Annotated in this window: 4 protein-coding genes and 1 pseudogene; all 5 read right to left on the bottom strand. The window is 61.2% G+C overall.

Annotated elements, in window-relative coordinates; genetic code table 11:
- Window positions 1-340 (bottom strand): NAD(P)-binding domain-containing protein (locus V6K60_RS04610; RefSeq protein ID WP_332449338.1); only part of this gene is annotated, 340 nt, incomplete at its 3' end.
- A gap of 51 nt (window positions 341-391) precedes the next feature.
- Window positions 392-1,147 carry an SDR family NAD(P)-dependent oxidoreductase gene (locus V6K60_RS04605; RefSeq protein WP_332449337.1) on the bottom strand — a complete coding sequence of 252 codons (756 nt, stop codon included), beginning with the start codon at window positions 1,145-1,147 and terminating at the stop codon, window positions 392-394.
- A 26-nt stretch (window positions 1,148-1,173) separates the two neighbouring features.
- Entirely contained in the window at window positions 1,174-2,235 is a 1,062-nt protein-coding gene (locus V6K60_RS04600; RefSeq protein ID WP_332449336.1) for an NAD(P)-dependent alcohol dehydrogenase, read from the bottom strand.
- Between the two features lie 225 nt (window positions 2,236-2,460).
- The gene (locus V6K60_RS04595) at window positions 2,461-3,858 is read right to left on the bottom strand and encodes a PAS domain S-box protein (RefSeq protein WP_332449335.1); all 1,398 of its coding nucleotides are present in this window, start codon (window positions 3,856-3,858) and stop codon (window positions 2,461-2,463) included.
- A 280-nt stretch (window positions 3,859-4,138) separates the two neighbouring features.
- Window positions 4,139-4,324: pseudogene (locus V6K60_RS04590) on the bottom strand (NADPH-dependent F420 reductase); the annotation flags it as partial.

Raw genomic sequence — 4,324 nt, 5'->3', positions numbered from 1 at the left:
CGATGTACTTCGTCGCCGACCCGCCGATGCAGGACTCGAGCGGCCCGGTTGCGTCCATCAAGGGTTTTCCCGCGGCGCCCTCCTTGATGGAGAGCAGGGTGTCCTTCTGGGCCGCAAGCGGCACCGTGAGGACCAGGACGTCGGCGGCTTTCGCCGCGTCGGGGTTCGCCATGGCCCGGACGTTCTTGACGTCGCCCAGGAGTTCCTTCACCTTATCTACGGCTGCCTGCGCCTTCTCAAGCGTCCTCGAGCCGATGATGACCTCTTCTCCTGCCTCTACAAACCGGACAGCGATCCCGAGACCCTGACCACCGGTTCCGCCGATTACTCCAATTGTCATAATGTTCACTCTTCCAGATTGTGTTCATTCTCCGTATTCGTCTCTCGATACTTACATACAGGTGTAGCCACCGTCGACGACCGTGGTCGTCCCCGTGGTGTAGCTGGCCTCATCGCTTGCCAGGTAGACGATGGCCGGATTCAGTTCGCCGTCCCGTCCGTTCCGGTTCATGGGAACCATGGCCTGCAGGTACGCCTTCCACTCAGGAGACTCGAGCGCGGACTTCGTCAGCGGCGTCGGGAAGAATCCGGGGCAGAGCGCGTTCACGGTGATGTTGTGCGGTGCCAGTTCGACCGCCATCTGGCGGGTCAGGTTGACCACGCCGCCCTTCGCCGCCTGGTAGCCGACTGTCGATGCCGTCGCGCCGACGAGACCGTACATCGAGGCCGTGTTGATGATCCGGCCGTAGTTGTTCTTGACCATCACCTTCGCGAACTCGCGGGCCACCTTGAAGACGGCCGTGAGGTCTACGGCGATCGTCGATTCCCAGCCCTCATCGGAGTACTCGAGGAACGGTGCCATGTGAGCGTTTCCCGCGTTGTTCAGCAGGATGTCCACTTTACCGTATTCCTTGACGATCTCGCTGACGGCGTTCTTGACCGATTCGGTGCTCGTGACGTCGCACTGGACCGGCAGGCACCGGACGCCAAGAGCACGGATCTCCGCGGCGATTTCGTCCAGCTTCTCTTTTCTCCGTGCCATGATGGCCATATCCGCACCCTGGCCAGCCAGGGCCTTTGCCATCTGCACGCCGATACCCGATGATGCGCCTGATACGACAGCAACGCGACCATGTAAGTCAAACATTGGCATAGTTCTTTCTCTCCGATTGGTTACTCAAGAATTACTGCGGGTTTGATCAGGTTCTTCGGCTTCTCGTGCATCAGGAGCAGAGCCTCTTCGATATCCTCGAAGTTCGTGAACCGGTGGGTGATCATCTTGCTCGGGTCGATCCGCCCGGCCTTGATGAGGGCGGCCAGCCGCTCCATTCTCGCCCGTCCGCCGGGACAGACATCCCCCTTGATCGTCTTGTTGGCAAGGCCTGCGCCCCATGCAGCGAGCGGAATGGGGATCGACTCGGCATGCTCCATGGCGTTGATGTTCCCGAGCGTGCCGCCGGGCTGCAGGACCTCGATCCCCTGACCGATGGTCTCGACACCGCCGCCGGCCGTGATCACGGCATCCACTCCCGCACCGTTGGTCAGGTCCATGATCTGCTTGACCGTGTCGCCGTTGTGGTAGTCGATGATCTCGGTCGCGCCGTATTCCTTTGCGACCTTGACCGCGTTCGGCCGGCTCCCCACAGCGAGGATCCGCGCGGCACCGAGCAGGTGCGCACCGGCCACGGCCATCAGCCCGACCGGCCCGATACCGAAGACGGCAACCGTGGACCCGAGCTGGACGTTGGCCATCTCGGCACCGTAGAAGCCCGTGGTCATCATGTCGCCGACCATGACGGCCTGGTCCAGGGTCACCCCGTCAGGGATCAGGGCGAGCTGGGCGTCGGCATCGTTGACATGGAAATACTCCGCGAACGTGCCGTCTTTCTGCGTGCAGAAAGGCATGCCGGAAGCCATCCCGTCACAGTGCTGGGCAAAGCCCCGTTGTGAGGGGACACGCAGATAGTTGGGGGTGATCGCGGGGACGATGACACGGTCGCCAGGTTTGAAATCCCTGACCTCGTTGCCGACCGAATCGACGACACCGGCAGCCTCATGACCCATGATGCGGCCGGACGGCATGTAGTCGCCCATGTCGCCCCAGATCATGTGGAGCTCTGAGGAGCACGGTGCAAGAGCCAGCGGCCTGACAATGGCGTCGCGCGGTCCTGCAACAGGCTTCTCTCTCTCAACCCATCCGATCTCACCTTTCGTAATTCTTGCCAATCCTTTCATACAGTCACCTGTATATGATTGAAAGAAGAGTACGACTGTTCATATAGGTTCGTTTTACTGATAATCACTAGAGTGCAGGATTTATATGATACTATGAGAGATGGTCCTCCCCCCGGATCGTCTCATCGATGAGCTTCGCCCGGGATCCCGACCCCTCTGGAGTACCGGTGCCGCTCACTCCCGGTGCCGCGCAGGTCGCTTGATTGGCGGATTCCATACTATTGATTATCGCCGAATACCGGTCCCCGAGATCGGGTGGTTCCCGTCGCGGACCTCTGTGGAGACGTCGATCATAAGAGAGGCGAGCTCGCCTGAGGGAAGCTTGAAGACATAGTGCCAGATCCAGACGTCGTCTCCCTTCCGGTACTGGAGCGGCTGGAGGAAGACCGGGCGTTCCCGGGAGAAGGCCTCCTGGACGGCCTCCAGCAACCCGGGTTCGGCGAGAGCGGGGAAGACGTCCCAGACGTTTCGGCCGATCAGTTCCTCCTTCTTGAGCCCGAGGATCTTCTCGGCCGCCCGGTTGATGTCGTTGAAGACGAACCCCTCACCGCCCCGGATCACCCCGTAGACGATCACGCCGCTGCAGGCGTTCTCGAAGAGCGAGCGGTACCGGGACTCCCTGAAGGTGAGATCCTTCCGCTCCCGGCGGTCGCTCGTGATATCCTTGAAGAGGATGGCGAACTCGTCCGGCGGGCCGCCGTTATCGGGCCGGATAGGGGTGAAGATCACATTGAAGTAGGCCACGCCGGACTTTGCGCTCGGGATCTGCTCCTGTTTCATCCGGTCGAAGTCGCAGGCGAGCTCGATCTCGGTCACTTTTCCAGCATGGATCAGCGATTCCAGTTTACCCGGGGAACAGGCCAGGGTGAAGATGCTCGCGGCGGAGAGCTGCTCAAAGGTGTGCAGCCCGAGGATCCGGAGCGAGGCAGGGTTGGCGTTCAGGATAGCCCCATCGGCGGCGAAGATGATGATCCCGTTCGGGACCGTCCCGAAGAGGGTCGCGATCTTCCGCTCCGAGTTCTTCAGGGCGATCTCGATCTTCTTCAACGCGGTGATCTCACGGAGGGTGATCAGGATCTCCGGGTTCTCGGTCTGCGAGACGATCGGCGCGAAGTTGATGAGGTAAATCTGGTCCGTTCGCTCGTCGATCAATTGTATCTCGTCAAGGTAAGTCTCCGACCGGTGGATCCGCTCGATGTTCCGCCGGACCCCAATATCAGAGAAGATCCGGAGGTCGAGGTCGAAGAGCGGAACCCCGATCAGGCTGTGGCCCGGCCGGATGCCGAGGGTGGCGATGAAACTTGCGTTCACCATGCATATCCGGAATTCGGCGTCCAGGATCGCGAGCGCGTTCGGGGAATGATCGAAGATCTCACGCAGGGGCAGGCGGTGCGACCGCCGGTAGAGTTTCTTCTGGCCGAACCGTTCCATGCAGACGTCGCCGTTCGCGGCAAGGAGTTCGAGATACTTGGCGGCGGAGATGCGGGTGATCCCGAGCTCCCGGGCGACCGCCGTCACGGAGATTCCCGTGGTCACGTGCTTTTCGAGCAGGTCGAGGATCCGGGTGAACTGCTCCTGGTATTCGGTCGCGGAGCCCGTCATGCCGCACCCTCGCGCCGCCACCCTCGTTGCCGTGATGCCGGGAGCGATAGATTTTCAGCGGACATCGTACTTGTGGAGGTTGTCGCCCTCCCCCTGCAAAATACTTTCTTGTGAGCAGGGTCCGCCCGGTCGTTCCTGCCGGAACGTCGTGATGCCGGAGGCGGATCGATCCTCACATATAGATTGCCGGGGGGCAGGGAGCCCCCTATTTTATCAGGGAAGAATCGGCTCCCGGCCCTCTACCGCCAGGGGGGGAGCACGTAGCCGTCGAGGCCCCTCTGTGGTTTCAGGCAGGTCTGGATCACTTCAAGTCGCAGGCCCGGCCCTTCTCAAGGCCCGTGATCCGGATGCCGCCGAACTGGCACTTGTTCCTGATGTTGAGGCCGATCAGGAGCGGGGTGATCTTCTCGATGATGCAGGCCCGCTCGAGTTTGCCGCAGTCGATCACCTTGACGCCGGGGATCTTCTCGATCAGCGGGGTCACGAT

The sequence above is a fragment of the Methanoculleus sp. genome, from assembly GCF_036677455.1.
Taxonomy (GTDB): domain Archaea; phylum Halobacteriota; class Methanomicrobia; order Methanomicrobiales; family Methanoculleaceae; genus Methanoculleus.
The sequence above is the reverse complement of the archived record's forward strand: the minus strand, read 5'-3'. Positions and strand labels throughout refer to the sequence as shown.